The sequence below is a fragment of the Pseudomonas sp. MWU12-2319 genome (genome assembly GCF_023242525.1).
In the GTDB taxonomy this organism is placed as follows: Bacteria; Pseudomonadota; Gammaproteobacteria; order Pseudomonadales; family Pseudomonadaceae; genus Aquipseudomonas; species Aquipseudomonas gingeri_D.
Genome location: NZ_JALJES010000010.1, coordinates 166,216 through 184,138, shown reverse-complemented (window position 1 = coordinate 184,138; position 17,923 = coordinate 166,216). Strand labels below are relative to the sequence as shown.

The window sequence follows — 17,923 nt, the reverse complement described above, 5'->3', positions numbered from 1 at the left end:
AGCGCCGCCAATCATCGGCAGGCGTTGCCACAATCGAGGTACACACCATGAATGCGTACTCGTCACCCCCGCCAGATGGCGAAGCCGTTGATATTGCGATCATCGGCACCGGTTTTGCCGGATTGTGCATGGCCATTCGCTTGAAACAGGCCGGCATCAGCGACTTCTTCGTCGCCGAACGGGCCGACAGCCTGGGCGGCACCTGGCGCGACAACCACTACCCCGGCTGCGCCTGTGATGTGCAGTCGCATGTCTACTCCTTCTCTTTCGCGCCCAATCCGCACTGGAGCCGGCAATTTGCACCCCAGGCGGAAATCCGTGCCTATCTTGAGCGTTGCGCGAAGGATTTCGGTGTCACTCCCCACCTGCATTTCGACATGACCCTGAGCCGCGCAGTGTTCGACGAAAGCCGACAGCGCTGGGCCCTGAGCTTTGCCAACGGACGCCAGCTGTCGGCACGGGTGCTGATTTCCGGCATGGGTGGGCTCTCGCGTCCCGCGCTGCCGGATATTCCGGGGCTGGCGGACTTCCAGGGCAAAAGCTTCCATTCCCAGCACTGGGATCATGCTTATGCACTGGAAGGCAAACGGGTCGCGGTGATCGGCACCGGGGCCAGTGCCATCCAGTTCGTGCCGCGGATCGCCCCGAGGGTGGCGCACCTGAGCCTGTTCCAGCGCACGCCACCCTGGATCCTGCCCAAGCCGGATCGCGAATTGTCGACGGCCGAACGCTGGTTGTTCCGACACCTGCCCTTTACCCAACGGCTGGCACGCTCGGCCATTTACTGGGCCCTGGAAAGCCGGGTGATTGCCTTCGCCCGCTATCCGAAGTTGATGAAGCTGGTACAGAAAATTGCCGTACGCCATCTGCACCGCCAGGTGGCCGCGCCAACATTGCGCAAGACCCTGACGCCCGACTACACCATCGGTTGCAAGCGCATCCTGATTTCCAACGACTACTATCCGGCGCTGGCGCGCAGCCACGTGAAAGTGGTCAGCCAGGCGGTCACGCGGGTCGAGACCGATGCCGTGGTCACCGCCGACGGTGTCCGCCACCCCGTCGACTGCCTGATCTTCGGTACCGGCTTCCAGGCCACCGCCCCCCTGCCCCGGGGCCTGATCATCGGACGCAACGGCCTCGACGTGCTCGATACCTGGGCCGACGGCGCCCATGCCTACCTGGGTAGCTGCCTGCCGGGCTACCCGAACTTCTTCATGATCATCGGCCCGAACACCGGGTTGGGGCACAACTCGATGATCCTGATGATCGAGGCCCAGGTCACCTATATCCTTCAGGCCCTTGCGCAAATGCGCAGCCAGTGGATCGAGACCCTGGAGATCAGGCCCGAAGTGGAAAGTCGCTACAACGAGCGGCTTCAGCAGCAGCTCCAGCGCGCGATCTGGTCAACCGGCGGCTGTCGCAGCTGGTACCTGGATCCGCGCACCGGCAAGAACACCACCCTCTGGCCCGGCTCGACCTGGCGTTTCCGTCAGGTCACGCGTCATTTCCAGCTCGGCGATTACAAGGTTTCTGCCCGGATATCCCCAAGCCCGGAACCGGTTCCCGCTCAAGCCCAATCCCCCGGAGGCCGCCCATGAAGACCTTCGACGGCAAAGTCGCCGCCATTACCGGTGCCGGCGCCGGCATGGGCCGCGCCCTGGCCATTGCCCTGGCCCGCGAAGGTTGCCACCTGGCCCTGGCGGACAAGAATCCCCAGGGCCTGGCACAGACCCTGGAACTGGCCCGGGCCGCCGCGCTACTACCGCTGCGCATCACCACCCGGGTCCTCGATGTCGCCGAACGCCAGGCTCTGTTCGACTGGGCGGCCGCCACGGCGGCCGAGCATGGCGGCGTCAACCTGGTGTTCAATAATGCCGGGGTGGCCCTGTCGAGTACCATCGAAGGCATGAGTCAGGAAGACCTCGACTGGATCATCGGGATCAATTTCTGGGGCGTGGTCCATGGCACCCAGGCCTTCCTGCCTTACCTCAGGCAGACCGGCCACGGCCATATCATCAACACCTCCAGCGTGTTCGGCTTGTTCGCCCAACCGGGGATGAGCGCCTACAACGCCAGCAAGTTCGCCGTGCGCGGCTTTACCGAGTCGTTGCGCCAGGAACTCGACCTGATGGACATCGGTGTCTCGGCCACCTGCGTGCACCCTGGCGGCATCAAGACCGATATCGCCCGTTCCAGCCGGATCAGTGACAACGTCAAGGGCCTGCTGATCGACAACGAGGAACAGGCCCGGGCGGATTTCGAGAAACTCTTTATCACCGATGCCGACCAGGCGGCCCGGACGATCCTGCACGGCGTGCGAAGAAACCGTCGACGGGTGCTGATCGGCCGCGACGCCCATGCCCTGGATCTGCTGGTGCGCCTGCTGCCCAGCGCCTATCAGGCCCTGGTGGTGTTCGTCACCCGACGCATGTCGCCCTCGGGCAAACGCAAGACCCGGCCCGACGCCAGTGACGCCGGTGGTCTCAATTGAAAGGAGTGCCAGCCATGCTGCCTGTACGCCGTGATGTCCGTGTCGACCTGCCCGCCGAGCGTGCCAAGGACTGGCATGCCCAGGGCCCGTGGGTCACGCATTTCTTCAATGCCCTGTCCTTGCTGTTTCCCTCCGGCGAACTGTTCTTCATGGACAGCGTGCGCCATTACCGGGATCGGGTGCACGACCCCGAGCTCAAGCGCCAGATCCAGGGTTTCATCGGCCAGGAAGCCATGCACAGCCGCGAGCACTTGCGCTACAACGACATGCTGCAAGCCGCCGGCCTGCCGGCGCACAAGCTCGATCGACGGTTGCGGATAATCCTCGACTTCCAGAAAAAGCACTTCCCGCCCGCCTTCAACCTGGGCATCACCATTGCCCTGGAGCATTACACCGCAATGCTCGCTGATCTGATGCTGCGCGACCCGAGCCGCTTCGGCGACTCGGTCGAGGGTTATCGGCAGATGTGGATGTGGCATGCGCTGGAGGAGACCGAGCACAAGTCAGTGGCCTTCGATGTGTGGAATGCCGCGCTCAAGCCGGGACCGGGTCGCTACCTGATCCGTGTCGGCAGTATGCTCAGCACCACGCTGATGTTCTGGCTGGTGGTGTTCGACTTTCATGTGCGCCTGCTGATCGCCGACCGCAAGGCCGGTCATCCGCTCAAAGGTTGCTGGTCCATGCTCAAGTACCTGTTCGGCCGCCACGGTGTGTTCCCGCGTATCGCCCTGCCCTGGCTGGATTACTTCAAGCCTGGCTTCCATCCCTGGGACCATGACAACCGCGAGCATCTGCAACGCATCGATGCCCTGGTCGAGGCGATGGATAAGCAGCGCCCCTGATAGCCTGTCAGTCAGGCTCCACAGGCTGGACCTGACTGGCGGTATCGATACTCACCACCACCGACAGCCCCGGGCGCAGCCGATCGATCTCCTCCTGCCCCGGGTCGACGATGATCCGTACCGGCACCCGCTGGGCGATCTTGACGAAGTTGCCGGTGGCGTTATCGGCCTGTAACAGGCTGAATTCCGAGCCGGTCGCCGGGGCAATGCGCTGCACACGGCCGCTGAAACGACGATGGTTGAGGGCATCGACGGTAAAGCTCGCCGCCTGCCCCACCCGCACATCCGCCATCTGGGTTTCCTTCATATTGGCGATCACCCAGTGCCGATCCGGCACCAGGGCCATCAACTGCGCGCCGGAGTTCACATAAGCCCCCAGGCGCACGCCGATCTGCCCCAGTTGGCCGTCCCGGGGGGCGGTGATCCGGGTATTCGACAAATCGATCCGCGCCAGCTCCACCGCGGCCTCGGCGTTGGTCACTGCCGCCTCCAGTGAACCGCGATTGACCAGCACGGTTTGCAGGTCCTGGCGGGAAATATCCAGCGCCGCCTTCGCCTGGGCCACCGCCGCGTCCGTCTGGGCATGGTCGGCACGGGTCACGTCGAGCTCACGGCGGGACACCGAGCCATCGGCGATCAGCGCTTCGTTGCGCTTGAGGTCGGCGCTGCTCTTGAGCACCTGGGCCCGGCTGTTGTCGAGGGCCGCCTGGCGCTGGGCAATGGTCGCCTCGGCGCTACGGCGCTGCTGCAGATTGTTGGCCAGGGCGGCCTTCTGCACGTCCAGTTGGGCCAGGGCCTGGTCCAGCCGCTGCTTATAGATACGATCATCGAGCCGCACCAGCAGCTCGCCGGCCTTGACGAACTGGAAGTCCTGCACCGGTACTTCGTACACATAACCGCTGAGCTGCGGGCCGATCAGCGTCACCTGCCCGCGCACCAGGGCGTTCTCGGTGCTTTCGATGGCGCTGCCGAACGGCGGCAGCTGCCAGGCATAGAGCACGATCAACACGCCGGTGATGGCGATCGCGGCAAAGCCCAGGGACGAGACGATCCGCACCCCCAGGGACCTCGGTTCGGTGGACGAGGCGCCGGCCGGGGTGACCCCTTCAGGGGTGGCGGCAATGGCATTGGTCGTGGTCGCAGGTTCGCTCATCGTGAAGGGGCACCGCTGGTGAGAGTGGAAGACGGGGCGTTGCGGGCAATCTTCCTGTTCATGCTGAGCAACCACAGGCTGCGGGCGAAGATCCACAGCATGGTCAGGACCGCGATCACCGCAATCAGCATGAACACATCGTTATAGGAGAGGATATTCGCTTCGCGGGTCGCCGACGCGGCCAGCGCCTGCATGCCCTGGGTGGTGCGCGCCGACGGGTCGAAAATCACCCCGGCATAGGCCGCGCTGCTGCTTTGCAGGCGTGCGGCGACCTGCGGATCGATCAGGGTCAGGTGTTCGACGATGCTGCTGGAGTGGAATTTCTCCCTCGCCACCTGGAAGGTCCCCAGCAACGCGGAGCCGATCAAGCCGCCGAGATTGTTGCAGATCCCGAACAACACCGAAAAGCTCACCAGGTTGCGCGGGTTGGTCACCACATTGCGGGTGCCCAGGGCCATGGTCGGGCCGAGGAAAAAGGTCCCGCCGAAGGCCAGCAGGAACTGACTGGCGTACATATTGGCCGGACGCGTCAGGTTGTTGGAAAAGCTGTCCATTGACGAGCCGACCGCCATCAGCGCCAGGGAAATGATCAGCGGCTTGAGCAGATGGTCAGGGTGAATGGTCAGGGCACTGGCCGCCAATCCGGCGATGCTGCCCAGCAGCATCACCCCATAGAGGCTGCGCATCTGTTCGCTGCCCATGTTCAAGGCCTGGAGAAAGCCCACCGCACCGGTGGACTGCTCCGAGAGCACCATGCGGATCAGGATCACCGCCAGCCCCAGGCGGATCATCGCCCCGCTGCCCAGCCAGCGGGTCATCAGCATCGGGTTGCTGCGGTTGTGTTCAATTGCCAGCCCGGCGAGGATCAGCACGATCGAGGCCGCCGAGGCGATGCCGATCCAGGGCGCTTCCAGCCACCAGTCGATCCGCCCCAGGGACAGCACCGCGCAGAGCAGCGCCACGCCGGTAGCGAGGATGGCAAAGGTCAGGAAATCGAGTTTTTCAAAGGTCTTGAAGCGATCGCCCGGCGGCAGCTTGAGCAGGAACACGCAACCCAGGGCCGCCAGGGCCAGTCCCAGCTCGAACAGATACAGCCCGCGCCACTCGGCGATCTGCAGCAGGTCCTCGGAAAACAGCCGGGCCAGGGGCAGCGCCAACTGCGAGGTGCCCAGCCCCAGCACCAGGGCCTTGAGCCGCCATTTCGCTGGAAAAGCCTGGATCATGTAATACAGGCCCAGGGAACTCAGGGCCGCGCCGACCATGCCGTGGGCCGCACGCACGGCAATCGCCGAACTCAGGTCATTGACGAACAGATGGCCGAAGGTCACCAGCGCATAGAGCACCAGGAACACCTCGGTGAAGGCTCGCAAGCCAAATTGCTGACGAAATTTCACCAGCAACAGGTTCATCGAGACATTGGTCATGACATAGGCCGCCGGCAACCAGGCGATCTCCGCCGTGGTCGAGCCCAGGGCGCCTTGCAGGTACGGCAAATTGGCGATCACCAGCGAATTGCCGAGGCCGCCGGTCAAGGCCACCAGCAGTCCGACCATGGCATAGGCCCAGCGCCTGGGCGTGGAATGCAACGGCGTCGACGGCGATCCGGGCAGGCTGGGGCGCTCGTGGGGCTGCCAGTCGTGCGGCGCGTATTGGTTCATCGGGGCCTTGCTCCAAACACCGGAAGGCGACTCTTATTTGCGCGGCCACACAGATTACCTGAATCGCCGCTGTCTATTGAGCAAAAACAACAGGTCGTTCATCTCTTCTTCATAGGCTTTTCACATTTGGGCGTTTACCGTAGAATCCTGCCCGCGCTTCGGGCCAGGGAATTGATAAAAATCATGAACATAACGCTGCAATGCAGCTTTGACATTTCATTTTTTTAGGCTTAAATCGCCGCATGTCTTTTATTACCCCTGTATCATCCCACGGTCATGCCTCTATGCTTGTCCGCATAAAAGGTATCGTTCATTGTGCCCGAGCGTTGAGTCCGGCATGCTATCGGCTGGCTTGAAGCATCGCCGCACCATTGAAACCATTCTGGAAAGAAGCCTTTGAAACCTTATCCAATTCAGCGCGTGTCGATCGTTATCCCGGTCTATAACGAAGAACAGAGCCTGCCAGAACTGTTGCGCCGCACCGAAGCGGCCTGTTCGCAGTTGACCCAGGATGTCGAAATCATCCTGGTCGACGACGGCAGCCGTGATCGCTCCGCCGACATTCTCCAGGAAGCCGCCGAGCGTGAAGGCAGCCAGGTCATCGCCGTGATCCTGAACCGCAACTACGGTCAGCACGCCGCGATCATGGCCGGCTTCGAGCAATCCACCGGTGATGTGGTCATCACCCTGGACGCCGACCTGCAGAACCCGCCGGAAGAAATTCCGCGTCTGGTGGAACAGTGTGCCTTGGGCTTCGACGTGGTCGGCACCGTGCGCAACAATCGCCAGGACTCGGCCCTGCGCCGCTGGCCGTCGCGCCTGATCAACATGGCCGTGCAACGTTCCACCGGCGTCGCCATGAGCGACTACGGCTGCATGTTGCGCGCCTATCGCCGGACCATCGTCGATGCGATGCTGGCCTGCCGCGAGCGCAGCACCTTTATCCCGATCCTGGCCAACAGTTTTGCCCGGCACACCACCGAAGTACTGGTGCAGCACGCCGAGCGCGAGCACGGTGACTCGAAATACAGCCCGATGCGCCTGATCAACCTGATGTTCGACCTGGTCACCTGCATGACCACCACGCCCCTGCGGCTGTTGAGCATCATCGGTTTCACCATGGCCGGTCTCGGCGCCCTGTTCGCCATCCTGCTGGTGGTGCTGCGCCTGATCTTCGGCGCCGCCTGGGCCGGTGACGGTTCGTTCGTGCTGTTTGCTATCCTGTTCGTCTTTACCGGCGGCCAGTTCATCGGCATGGGGCTCCTGGGTGAATACCTGGGCCGCATGTACAGTGACGTGCGTGCACGTCCGCGCTTCTTCATCGAGAAAGTGCTGCGTAGCCAGCCGTCTCCTGCCAGCGCTGCTGGTGATACCCCTTCTACTACTACCTCCAATCAGGTCGCACCATGAATCCGAAAGTTGTCGTCTTCGCCTATCACGATATTGGTTGCACCGGCATCGAGTCCCTGCTCGCCGCAGGTTACGACATCGCCGCAGTGTTCACCCATGCCGACGACCCGAAGGAGAACGCCTTCTACGGTTCCGTAGCGCAACTCTGTGCTCGCAAGGGCATTACCGTGCACGCCCCGGAAGATGCCAACCATCCTCTGTGGATCGAGCGCATTGCCAAGCTGAGCCCGGACTACATCTTCTCGTTCTACTACCGCAACCTGTTGAGCGAAGAGCTGCTGGCCACCGCCAAGAACGGCGCGTTCAACCTGCACGGTTCCCTGCTGCCACGCTACCGCGGTCGCGCACCGGCCAACTGGGTGCTGGTCAACGGCGAAACCGAAACCGGCGTGACCCTGCACCGCATGGTCAAGCGTGCCGATGCCGGTGGCATCCTGGCGCAGAACCGCGTCGCCATCGACCGTGCCGACACCGCCCTGACCCTGCACACCAAGCTGCGTGACAGCGCTGCAGCCCTGCTGGGTGAAGCCCTGCCACAACTGGCTGCCGGCAAACTGAGCGAAACCGCCCAGGACGAGTCCAAGGCCACCTACTTCGGTCGCCGTACCCCGGCTGACGGCAAGCTGGTCTGGAAAAAGCCTGCCGAAGAGCTGTTCAACCTGGTCCGCGCCGTGACCCAACCTTACCCGGGTGCCTTCTGCGCCGTGGGCGAGCACAAGCTGATCGTCTGGAGCGCCGAAGTCGTCAAGGGCAACGAAGGTCAGGCCCCTGGCCGTGTGATCAGCGTCGACCCGCTGCGCATCGCTTGCGGTGAAGACTCCCTGGTGATCAAGGCCGGTCAGCGCAACGACGCCGGCCTCTTCCTCAGCGGCCCGCAACTGGCCAACGAACTGGGCCTGGTGGACGGTTCCTTCCTGCGTGGCGCCGAGTCGGGCCGCAAGCCACGTCGTACCCGCGTACTGATCCTGGGCGTCAACGGCTTCATCGGTAACCACCTGTCCGAGCGCCTGCTGCGTGACGACAAGTACGACGTCTACGGTCTGGACATCGGCTCCGACGCCATCGAGCGCCTGCGCAGCCACCCGAACTTCCACTTCGTCGAAGGCGATATCAGCATCCACTCCGAGTGGATCGAGTATCACATCAAGAAGTGCGACGTGGTCCTGCCGCTGGTGGCCATCGCCACCCCGATCGAATACACCCGCAACCCGCTGCGCGTATTCGAACTGGACTTCGAAGAAAACCTGAAGCTGGTTCGCTACTGCGTCAAGTACAACAAGCGCGTGATCTTCCCGTCGACTTCCGAAGTCTACGGCATGTGCCAGGACGAGAACTTCGACGAAGACACCTCGAACCTGATCGTTGGCCCGATCAACAAGCAGCGCTGGATCTACTCGGTCTCCAAGCAACTGCTGGACCGCGTGATCTGGGCTTACGGCGCCAAGGGCCTGAACTTCACCCTGTTCCGTCCGTTCAACTGGATGGGTCCACGTCTGGACCGTCTGGATTCGGCGCGTATCGGCAGCTCCCGTGCCATCACCCAGCTGATCCTGAACCTGGTGGAAGGTACTCCGATCCGTCTGTTCGACGGCGGCGAGCAGAAGCGCTGCTTCACCGACATCGCCGACGGCATCGAGGCCCTGGCCCGTATCGTCGACAACGAGAACGACTGCTGCAACGGCCAGGTCATCAACATCGGTAGCCCGGACAACGAAGCCAGCATCCGTCAGCTGGGCGAAGAACTGCTGCGTCAGTTCGAAGCTCACCCGCTGCGCAGCAACTTCCCTCCGTTCGCCGGTTTCCGCGACGTGGAAAGCAAGGCGTTCTACGGTACTGGCTACCAGGACGTGTCGCACCGCAAACCAAGCGTCGAAAACGCCAAGCGCCTGCTGAACTGGGAGCCGACCGTCGAGATGAGCGAAACCATCGGTAACACCCTGGACTTCTTCCTGAAAGAAGCCATGCTCGAAATCGCGGACAAGCGCTGATGCAGGCTGGACTTCGCATCGATGTGGACACCTATCGCGGCACCCGTGAAGGGGTACCGCGGTTGCTGGAACTGCTCGACGAGGCCCAGGTCAAGGCGACGTTCTTCTTCAGCGTTGGACCGGACAACATGGGGCGCCACTTGTGGCGCCTCATCAAACCCCAGTTCCTCCTGAAGATGCTGCGTTCCAAGGCTGCCAGTCTTTATGGCTGGGACATCTTGCTGGCCGGCACTGCCTGGCCAGGCAAGCCGATCGGTCGGGATCTGGGGCATCTGATGCGCCAGACCCTGGCCGCCGGCCATGAGGTCGGCCTGCATGCCTGGGATCACCACGGCTGGCAGGCCAACGCCGGGCGCTGGAGCGAAGCCGAACTGATCGAACAGATCCGTCGCGGCGTCGATTGCCTGAGCGATATCACCGGGCAAGCCGTCGAATGTTCGGCCACCGCCGGTTGGCGAGCGGACGAGCGTGTCGTGCAAGCCAAGGAGCATTTCGGTTTTCGCTATAACAGCGACTGCCGCGGGCACGGTCTGTTTCTGCCACGGTTGGCGGATGGCAGCCTGGGGACCCCGCAAATTCCCGTGGACCTGCCTACCTTCGACGAAGTCGTGGGTGCGGATCTGGCCGCGAAAGATTTCAATGCGTTCATTCTCGACCGGTTCAGTCCGGCGCGCCTGAATGTCTACACGATTCACGCAGAAGTAGAAGGGATTCTGATGGCAAACGAGTTTCGCCAGCTGCTGGCCCAGGCCAAGGCGCGCGATATCGAGTTCCAACCCCTGGTCAATCTATTGCCGGCCCAACTGGACCGCCTGCCCGCAGGGCAATTGGCCCGTGGCACCCTCGGCGGCCGTGAAGGCTGGCTTGGGGTACAGCAGGGATGACCAGGCGCTGGGCTTTGCCGTTGCTGTTTCTTGCTTTTCTGCTGTTCTACCTCCTGCCACTGGTCACCCATGGCATGTGGATTCCCGACGAAACCCGCTACGCCCAGATCGGCCAGGAGATGCTCCGGCACGGCCACTGGGCGTCGCCGCATTTCATGGACCTGCGCTACTTCGAAAAACCCATCGCCGGCTACTGGATGATCGCCATCGGTCAGGCCATTTTCGGTGAGAACTTTTTCGGCGTGCGTTTCGCTTCGGCCCTGAGCACCGGGCTGAGCGTGCTGCTGGTCTATCTGATTGCCGGACGCCTGTGGAACGACGAACGCAAGCAGTTTGCCTGCGCCGCGTTGTACATGAGCTTCGGCCTGATCGCCGGGCAGGCCGGGTATGCCAACCTCGATCCGCAGTTCACCTTCTGGGTCAACCTGAGCTTCGTCGCCCTGTGGTTCGCCATCGACGGCAGTACCCCACGGGCACGCCTGTGGTCGTGGGTGGGCCTGGGCCTGGCCTGCGGCATGGGTTTCATGACCAAGGGTTTCCTCGCCCTGCTGTTGCCGGTGCTGATCGCCCTGCCCTACATGATCTGGCAGAAGCGTTTTCGCGAACTGGTGGGTTATGGCCTGGTGGCCGTGGTCGTGGCCACGCTGATCAGCCTGCCCTGGGTCCTGGCGGTTCACCTCCAGGAACCGGACTACTGGCGTTTCTTCTTCTGGCACGAGCATATCCGTCGTTTTGCCGCCGAAGACGCGCAACACACCCGGCCTTGGTGGTTCTACCTGCCGATGATCGTGGCTTCCAGCCTGCCATGGGCAGTGCTGTTCCCGGTGACCCTGAAGGACGCCTGGCGTACCAAGGGTCAGCGCATCACCCTGTTCCTGCTGCTCTGGCTGTTGCTGCCACTGGCGTTCTTCAGCCTCAGCCGCGGCAAGCTGCCGACCTACATCATGCCGTGCCTGATGCCCCTGGCGTTGCTGATGGGGCATTCGCTGATGGATCGCATCAAGCTTGCCCAAGGCCAGGTTCCTCGTCTCAACGGCCTGCTCAACCTGGTGTTGGGCCTGGCGGGAATGGCGGCACTGGTGTATTTCCAGATCAAGCAGCCGTTCTACGATAACGAGCCTTTGCACCTGACCCTGCTCTGCGTGTTCATCGGCAGCTGGATCCTGGTCAATCTCCTGCCCCTGTTCAAGCCGCTGACCTTCTGGGCCACCCCGGCGCTGGGAATGGGCATGCTGGTGTTGCTGCTGCCGGCGGCGATGCCGAACGTCATCGTGCACAACAAGATGCCCGACCAGTTCATCGCCCACCATGCCGAAGAGTTGAGCCAGAGCCGTCACTTCCTGAGCAACGACCTGGGTGCCGCTTCGGCGCTGGCCTGGCGCATGAAACGCAGCGATATCACCCTCTACAACACCCAGGGTGAATTGCAGTACGGCCTGGGTTATCCCGAGACCGCCGGTCGCGCTCAGGATCTGAGCCAGATCCAGGCCTGGATGGACAACGCCCGGCGTGAAGGCCAGGTCGGTGTGGTGATGCGCGTCAAGGATGAGGACGAACTGCACGAGATCGACCTGCTGCCCAAGGATCATGTTCGCTATGAAGAAGGCAACATGGTTATCCTGATTTTTTCGAAGACCACCCCATGACCCTGATCTTGTTGCTCAGCGCCTGCCTGCTGACGTGCCTGGGCCAGGTCGCGCAGAAGTTCGCCGTCGAAAGCTGGCGCGGCCCGGACCTGGGCATCCTGCACAAACTGCGTTCGCCCTGGCTGTGGCTGGCCCTGGCCAGCCTCGGTTTCGGCCTGCTGGTCTGGCTGCTGGTCCTGCAACGGCTGGAGGTCGGGATTGCCTATCCGATGCTCAGCCTGAACTTTGTCCTGATCACCCTGGTGGCGCACTACCTGTTCAAGGAGTCGATCGACACCCGCCATTGGTTGGGCGTGGCGTTGATCATCGCCGGTGTGGTCCTGTTGGGGCGTCACGTATGAGCCAGGCTCGCGGTTTTACCCTGGCCACCGGCAGCGTCCTGCTGGTCAGCGGTGCCCAGTTGGGCATGCGTTGGAGCATGACCCGCCTGCCGGAACCGACACAGTGGCTGGACGCCCTGATGACTCAGGACGTATCGTTACTCGCCTTGGGTGTAGTGGCGGCATCGATCCTCGCCTACGCCCTGTCCATGCTTTGCTGGCTGGCCGCCTTGCGCGACCTGCCATTGGGCCGTGCCTACTCGTTGCTCAGCGTCAGTTACGCGCTGGTCTACCTGCTGGCCGCCGGCCTGCCGTTTTTCAATGAAAGCTTCAGTCTTTCGAAATCGCTGGGAGTGGCCCTGGTCATTCTCGGCGTGCTAACGATCAACTCTCCACGTATACCCCGTCCTAGGGACTCCGTATGAAAATCAGCGTAATTGGTAGCGGTTATGTCGGTCTGGTGCAGGCGACTGTGCTGGCCGAAGTCGGTCATGATGTCGTCTGCATGGACGTCGACCAGAACAAGATCGACTTGCTGCGTAAAGGCCACATCCCCATCTTCGAACCAGGGCTGGAGACCATGGTCAAGAGCAACCTGGAAAGCGGCCGCCTGCACTTCACCAGCGACGAAAAGCTGGCGATCGAGCATGGCCAGGTGCTGTTTATCGCCGTCGGCACGCCGTCGGACGAAGACGGTTCGGCTGACCTGAAGTACGTCCTCTCGGTGGGCGATGCCGTGGTCCGTCACCGCGTCGATCCGCTGATCCTGGTGGAAAAATCCACCGTTCCGGTCGGCACCGGCGACACCCTGCGCGCGCACATTCAAGCCGCCCTGGACAAAGTCGGCCGGACCCTGGAATTCGATATCGTCTCCAACCCGGAATTCCTCAAGGAAGGTTCGGCGGTGGAAGACTGCCGTCGTCCGGACCGGATCGTCATCGGCTGCGAGCGTGAAGAAGTCCGCGAAGTGATGCGCGACCTCTACGCCCCGTTCAACCGCAACCATGACCGCATCATGTTCATGGACCTGCGCAGCGCCGAGCTGACCAAGTACGCCGCCAACTGCATGCTGGCGACCAAGATCAGCTTTATCAACCAGATCGCCGAACTGGCCGAACACCTGGGCGCGGACATCGAAGCCGTGCGCATGGGCATCGGCGCCGACCAGCGCATCGGTTACCACTTCATCTACCCGGGCTGCGGCTACGGCGGTTCGTGCTTCCCGAAAGACATGCGCGCCCTGATCCACAGCGCCCAGGCGGCCAACTGCTCGAGCGACCTGCTGCAAGCGGTCGAAGCGATCAACGAGCGTCAGAAGCACAAGCTGTTCGACCGCCTGAACGCGTTCTACAAGGGTGACCTGAAAGGCAAGACCTTCGCCCTCTGGGGCCTGGCGTTCAAGCCGAACACCGACGATATGCGCGACGCACCGAGCCGCGTGCTGATGGAAGCCCTGTGGGCGGCCGGCGCCCAGGTTCGCGCGTTCGACCCGGAAGCCATGCAGGAAACCCAGCGCATCTATCCGGATGAGCCGGGCCTGTCGCTGATGGGCACGCCGGAATCGGCCCTGGTCGGCGCCGATGCACTGATCATCTGCACCGAATGGCAGCAGTTCAAGGCACCGGACTTCGAACTGATCAAGCAGCGCCTGAAAGCGCCGGTGATCTTCGACGGCCGTAACCTGTTCGACGCCAACCGCATGCAGCGCAAAGGTTTCACCTACTTTGCGATCGGTCGCGGTGCGTCGCTGGATCTGCCGGTGACCCGTCACGGTCTGGAATGATGCCCTGACCCTTGCATAGGGTTACTGAGCAAACAAACGACGCGGTCATTTCGAAAAAATGACCGCGTTTTCGTTCCTAACGGGCTTGCCCGTTGTTTTAGGTCCACGGCCGTGACATTGACGTCCTCATCCCGTAACACCCTGAATCGCCAATCCCTCGGCCTGGGCCTGATCGCCCTGCTGCTGTTTATCGCCGGCGTCTATCAGCAAGCCGCCATCGGTTTCGACTCGCGCTTCGTGCTGTTCGCCGAGGAAATGCTGCGCCATGGTCCGAGTTTCTTTCCGACCACCTATGGCGAGCCGTATCCGGACTATTCGGCATTTTCCACCCTGTTGATCTGGTTGCTGTCGCTGCCGTTCGGCTCGGTCAACGCCCTCGCCGCCTGGCTGCCGAGCGCCCTGGCCTCGGCCTGGATCGTGGTGCTGATGTACCGGCTGGTGGCCCCGCATTCGCCCCGTTGGGCGCTGCTGAGCATTGCCTTGCTGTTGCTGACCAATAATTTCCTGATTGAAACCCGCGCGGTATCCCTCGACCAGATGCTCGCCGCCGTGTCCCTGGCGGTGTTCTACCTGGGTTATGCCGCCAAATACTACGGCGCGCCGAAACGCAGCGTGCTGCTCCTGGCGCTGCTGGTGCTCGGTTTTGCCATTCGCGGCCCCATGGGCCTGGTGATCCCCACCGGCATGCTGTGCAGCTTCTACCTGCTCAGCGGTCAATGGCGCCGGTTGTTCGTGTTTGGCTTCCAGGCCCTGTTCCTGCTGGCAGCCTGCATCGGCCTGCTGTTGTGGCTGGCCTCGCTCGATGGCGGCCCGGCCTTCCTCCAAGAAGTGATCCGTATGCAGTTCACCGGCCGCATGGACGGCTCGGCGGGCTCCAGCGGTACGCTGTATTACTTCAGCAGCGCTTTTGGCAACTACGCCCTGGCTTATCCATTGGCCGTGCTGGTTCTGGTTGCCATTCTGACAACCGGTCGCCAGCATCGTGGGCCGGCCTTGCAACTGACCCTCTACGCGGTCGCGGCCGGCTTGATCGTGATGCTCGGCCTGTCGGTGCCCCAGGCGAAAAAAGCCCGTTATATCCTGCCGATGGTACCGATGGCGGCGATCATTGCCGCCTATCCGTTCCAGGTCGGGAAAGGCCGTCTGTTTGCCTGGCTGCGTGGGCTGATCCAGGGTCTCTGGTTGATCCTGCCGGGCCTGCTGATTGTCGGGATGTTCATGTTGCACCGGCGTTTCCCTGAAGAACTGCCAACCCTGGGCGTCGCGCCCTATCTGGTCGGGGCCTTGCAACTGATCGCCGTGGTGGCGTTGTTCAACGCCCGCTGGCGCGCGCTCGGGCTGGCCGGTTGTGCGGTGCTGGCGCTGTGGAGCAGCTATATCCTGATCGTCGAGCCGACCGAACGCGTCGCCTACGATACCCGCGCCTTTACCCAGGCTACCCAGCAGTTGATGCAGAAGGATCCTGCGCCGCTGGTCATGCACGCGGTGGGCAAGGATGGACGGGCGATCAAGTTCATGGTCAATGCCGAGGGCGATCTGCAGCCGATCTTCACCGAAACGCCTGAGCAGCTTCAGGGCGTGGCACGACCGGCGTGGGTGATGATGGGCAAGGATCAGTATGACGCCCTGAAAGGCACGGCTATCGGCGATCTGACGCCAGTACTCAGCCAGCGGTTCGACAAGAACGATTATGTGCTGTTGAAGCTACCGTAAAACCTGTAGGAGCCTGGCTTGCCAGAGAGGCTTTGAGCGATCTCGGGCCTCTTCGCGGGCAAGCCCTGCTCCTACAGTTCGGTGTCGTACACAAGATCAGCAAACGACGACTCACTGTAGGAGCAGGGCTTGCCCGCGAAGCTTTTGGCGGCCTGGAGGCTGCTATCGTTTCCTGTATTACAGCATCAGGCGATAACTACACTCGCCCCCTTCAGCACATCCAGCCCTACCCCCACCAACGTCACCGAATCCGACCCGAAGGTCAGCACGGTGTCGTGTCCCACCACCTTGGCGTGGTCCTGGATAGTGTGTCCCTGGGAATCGGCATACCCCATGAACACCAGTTTGTCGGAAGCCTGGAAGCCGGTGATCTTGTCCTGGCCGAACGATCCGTTGAAGCCGTTGAACAGGAAGGTATTGCCCCCGCCCTTCGCATCCATCAGGTCATTGCCGGCACCACCGATAAACACATTCCCCCCCTTGGCCGAACCGATCAGATGATCGTCGCCGCCATTACCCAACAGCCACTCCCCCGAAGACTTCGCCGTCAGGGTATCGGCCCCATCGCTGCCGACCTGCGAGTTGACGTAACTCCCCTCGGACAAGCTCTGGTTGCCCACCACATGGGCCACGTCCTTGTTGAAGAACACCAGGCTCGACTCCTTGCTGACCAGGGTGCCGATATTCTGGGCAATGGTGATCCCGCCGCTGGCATCACGGATATACAAGGTGCCGTGGCCGTCATTGGCGATATCGAAACTGCTCAGGGATTTCTGCAGATCGAAGGTGTTGTTGCCCTTGCCGCCGAGAATGATGTTGTAGCCACCGTCATCGCGGAAGGTATCGTTGCCGCCGCGCCCCTCGATGTAATCGTTGCCACGCCCTCCCTTGAGCAGGTCATTGGCGTCGCTGCCGATGATAAAGGTGCTGCCGCTATGGGTTTCGGCATTGCGATTGAGGTCCTGCACCCAGGTCTTGTCCCGTGCCGGATCCGACAGGTTGGCGACGATGATGGTCGAGTCCTTGCTGGTCAGGTTGTAGAACTGCGACCCCAGCACCCGATTCAAGCCATCGCCATAGGCCGTCGGCAGATGGGAAATCCAGGTGGCGACGTTACCGATGGAAAACGGCAGCACATTCCAGGCATCGGACGCGTAATGGTCGTTGAAGCTGACGATATTATTGGTCGCCGAGGCCTTGTTGGCATCGTGCACACCCAGGGTTGCCAGGGTCAGATTGGAGCCGTCGAGGGCACGGAACACCGGGTCGTTTTCATAACCGATATTCAGCACCTGGGTGCCCGGGCCGCTCTGGGTCGGTGAAGCAAAGGCGATGTAGTTGGCATCCTTGTAGAAACCACCCCAATGGTCCTTGCTCAGGTCGGCCACGCTGTTGACCGCCAGCCCGCCGAGGCTGTGGCCGCTGACCAGCACGTCCTTGCCGGAAAGACCGTTGGCCGCGGCAAAGGTCGCCACGCTCTTGAGCAGGCCTTCGAAGGCATTGGCGCTGTAGTTCTTCGCGTAATCCTTGGGTCCGATGGCCGCCAGCAAGTCGTTGATCGCATCGCCGATGGTGTCGCTGATCTGGCTTTCCCGCGGCCCGCTGGTGCCACGGAAGGACACGCCGATCTCGGTCAGGTGCCCGCTGGCGTCGTACTTGCCGAGGATTTCCGCCTGCGCCGTGGTGTAGCCGGCCTTCTCGCCATAGAAGGTGCCGCGGGCATCGGTCTTGCCGCCGTAGCCCAGTTGCACGGCACTGATGGGTGTCCAGCCGGCGGCCTTCACCGCCGCCAGCGCGGCTTTCTCCGAGTCCGGGTTCCAGGGGATCCCGGGGATGACCCCCTGGGCATCCGTGCCGCCGATCAGGGCCTTGACCAGGGTCGCCGGCAGGCCGAGACCGAAGCCGTTCTGCTGGTAGCCCACGGCAAAGCCGTTATCGAGGTTGTGGTAGGAGTACAAGGTGATCGCCATTGCATCGGAATACAGTGCTTTCGAAGCCTCGGTTCCCACGTTTTTATAGTCAAACACACCCATGG

Annotated in this window: 14 protein-coding genes; 11 read left to right on the top strand and 3 right to left on the bottom strand. The window is 62.3% G+C overall.

Annotation, left to right across the window (positions count from 1 at the left end; genetic code table 11):
- The first annotated feature begins 47 nt into the window (after positions 1-47).
- From M5C01_RS17845 to M5C01_RS17835, 3 genes are read left to right on the top strand one after another with little or no spacing between them, the layout of a single operon-like run.
- Positions 48-1,598 (top strand): NAD(P)/FAD-dependent oxidoreductase, encoded by a 1,551-nt coding sequence (locus tag M5C01_RS17845; RefSeq protein ID WP_152739721.1) that lies wholly within the window; start codon positions 48-50, stop codon positions 1,596-1,598.
- Positions 1,595-2,491 carry an SDR family NAD(P)-dependent oxidoreductase gene (locus tag M5C01_RS17840; RefSeq protein ID WP_152739720.1) on the top strand — a complete coding sequence of 299 codons (897 nt, stop codon included), beginning with the start codon at positions 1,595-1,597 and terminating at the stop codon, positions 2,489-2,491. The genes M5C01_RS17845 and M5C01_RS17840 overlap by 4 nt, the downstream gene beginning before the upstream one ends.
- 14 nt (positions 2,492-2,505) lie before the next feature.
- Positions 2,506-3,333 (top strand): metal-dependent hydrolase, encoded by an 828-nt coding sequence (locus tag M5C01_RS17835; RefSeq protein WP_152739719.1) that lies wholly within the window; start codon positions 2,506-2,508, stop codon positions 3,331-3,333.
- 7 nt (positions 3,334-3,340) lie between these two features.
- Here the strand turns inward: M5C01_RS17835 and M5C01_RS17830 are convergent, their stop codons facing one another.
- Positions 3,341-4,486 carry an HlyD family secretion protein gene (locus M5C01_RS17830; RefSeq protein ID WP_152739718.1) on the bottom strand — a complete coding sequence of 382 codons (1,146 nt, stop codon included), beginning with the start codon at positions 4,484-4,486 and terminating at the stop codon, positions 3,341-3,343.
- Complete coding sequence (locus M5C01_RS17825; RefSeq protein WP_152739717.1) at positions 4,483-6,144, bottom strand: MFS transporter; 1,662 nt, start codon at positions 6,142-6,144, stop codon at positions 4,483-4,485. Before M5C01_RS17825 ends, M5C01_RS17830 begins: the two co-directional genes overlap by 4 nt.
- A gap of 396 nt (positions 6,145-6,540) precedes the next feature.
- Here M5C01_RS17825 and arnC point away from each other — a divergent pair, with 396 nt between their 5' ends.
- The 8 genes from arnC to M5C01_RS17785 all read left to right on the top strand — a co-directional run bounded on the left by arnC (position 6,541) and on the right by M5C01_RS17785 (position 15,888).
- Complete coding sequence (gene arnC, locus M5C01_RS17820; RefSeq protein ID WP_103495135.1) at positions 6,541-7,554, top strand: undecaprenyl-phosphate 4-deoxy-4-formamido-L-arabinose transferase; 1,014 nt, start codon at positions 6,541-6,543, stop codon at positions 7,552-7,554.
- Complete coding sequence (gene arnA / locus M5C01_RS17815) at positions 7,551-9,542, top strand: bifunctional UDP-4-amino-4-deoxy-L-arabinose formyltransferase/UDP-glucuronic acid oxidase ArnA (protein WP_103495134.1); 1,992 nt, start codon at positions 7,551-7,553, stop codon at positions 9,540-9,542. Before arnC ends, arnA begins: the two co-directional genes overlap by 4 nt.
- On the top strand, positions 9,542-10,426 hold the full coding sequence (gene arnD, locus M5C01_RS17810) for a 4-deoxy-4-formamido-L-arabinose-phosphoundecaprenol deformylase (RefSeq protein WP_152739716.1): 885 nt from the start codon (positions 9,542-9,544) through the stop codon (positions 10,424-10,426). Before arnA ends, arnD begins: the two co-directional genes overlap by 1 nt.
- Positions 10,423-12,072, top strand: coding sequence for a lipid IV(A) 4-amino-4-deoxy-L-arabinosyltransferase (gene arnT, locus M5C01_RS17805; protein ID WP_152739715.1), 1,650 nt, complete (start codon positions 10,423-10,425; stop codon positions 12,070-12,072). Before arnD ends, arnT begins: the two co-directional genes overlap by 4 nt.
- Complete coding sequence (gene arnE / locus M5C01_RS17800; protein WP_103495132.1) at positions 12,069-12,413, top strand: 4-amino-4-deoxy-L-arabinose-phosphoundecaprenol flippase subunit ArnE; 345 nt, start codon at positions 12,069-12,071, stop codon at positions 12,411-12,413. The genes arnT and arnE overlap by 4 nt, the downstream gene beginning before the upstream one ends.
- Positions 12,410-12,817 (top strand): 4-amino-4-deoxy-L-arabinose-phosphoundecaprenol flippase subunit ArnF, encoded by a 408-nt coding sequence (arnF, locus tag M5C01_RS17795; protein ID WP_103495131.1) that lies wholly within the window; start codon positions 12,410-12,412, stop codon positions 12,815-12,817. Before arnE ends, arnF begins: the two co-directional genes overlap by 4 nt.
- Entirely contained in the window at positions 12,814-14,175 is a 1,362-nt protein-coding gene (locus M5C01_RS17790; RefSeq protein WP_103495130.1) for a UDP-glucose/GDP-mannose dehydrogenase family protein, read from the top strand. The genes arnF and M5C01_RS17790 overlap by 4 nt, the downstream gene beginning before the upstream one ends.
- 117 nt (positions 14,176-14,292) lie before the next feature.
- A complete protein-coding gene (locus tag M5C01_RS17785) occupies positions 14,293-15,888 on the top strand; it encodes a glycosyltransferase family 39 protein (RefSeq protein ID WP_152739805.1) in 1,596 nt (531 codons plus the stop codon).
- 185 nt (positions 15,889-16,073) lie between these two features.
- Here M5C01_RS17785 and M5C01_RS17780 read toward each other — a convergent pair whose 3' ends face one another.
- Positions 16,074-17,921 carry a polyurethanase gene (locus M5C01_RS17780; protein ID WP_152739714.1) on the bottom strand — a complete coding sequence of 616 codons (1,848 nt, stop codon included), beginning with the start codon at positions 17,919-17,921 and terminating at the stop codon, positions 16,074-16,076.
- Positions 17,922-17,923 lie beyond the last annotated feature (2 nt).